1 protein-coding gene and 1 pseudogene are annotated in these 612 nt (G+C 31.2%); both read left to right on the forward strand.

Features of this window, described 5'->3' with window-relative positions; genetic code table 11:
- Nucleotides 1-187 (forward strand): annotated as a pseudogene (locus tag AMO08_RS05750) (ATP-binding cassette domain-containing protein); the annotation flags it as partial.
- On the forward strand, nucleotides 184-612 hold a 429-nt coding region (locus tag AMO08_RS02290; RefSeq protein ID WP_143323793.1), incomplete at its 3' end, for an ABC transporter permease. The pseudogene AMO08_RS05750 and the gene AMO08_RS02290, both read left to right, overlap by 4 nt.

Consider the following 612-nt stretch of genomic DNA (forward strand, 5'->3'; position numbering starts at 1 on the left):
TATAAAAAGATTAAAAGATCAAGGAATAGCTGTAATGTTAATTAGTCACAGAATGCCAGATATATTTGAGGTATGTGACAAGCTAGTGGTATTAAGACGAGGTGAAAAAGTTTGTGAAAAAAGTATAAAAGATTCTTCTACAGAAGAAGCAACAGGCTTAATTACAGGGGCAATAGATAAAGTATGAGTTCAGTAAAATTTAATCAGGAAATAATCTCCAAGACAGAAAAAAATTTATTTCAAAAACTTGTTTCTGAACAATCCTTTTGGGTAACAATAGCTTTATTTGGGATTTGTTTTATTATGTTTTTTGTAGAAGATGCTTTTTCTAGCAAAGATAATCTTTTTAATATTACACGAAACTTTTCTTTCATCGGAATAATGGCAATTGGAATGACATTTGTGATTATTACAGCTGGGATAGACTTGTCAGTTGGGTCAATTATGGGTGTCACAGGAGTTATATGCGGTTTATTTTTGGATGCTCAATTTTTACCCGAATGGTATTCCAAAGCTTCATATTTTGAAGGAGTGTACGTTTGGGTATCAATAATTTTAGCTCTACTTGCAGGTACTTTAATTGGTGCAGTAAATGGATATTTAATTGCTTAT

Origin of the sequence: Candidatus Pelagibacter communis, from assembly GCF_001180205.1 — a bacterium.
GTDB lineage: Bacteria > Pseudomonadota > Alphaproteobacteria > Pelagibacterales > Pelagibacteraceae > Pelagibacter > Pelagibacter ubique_O.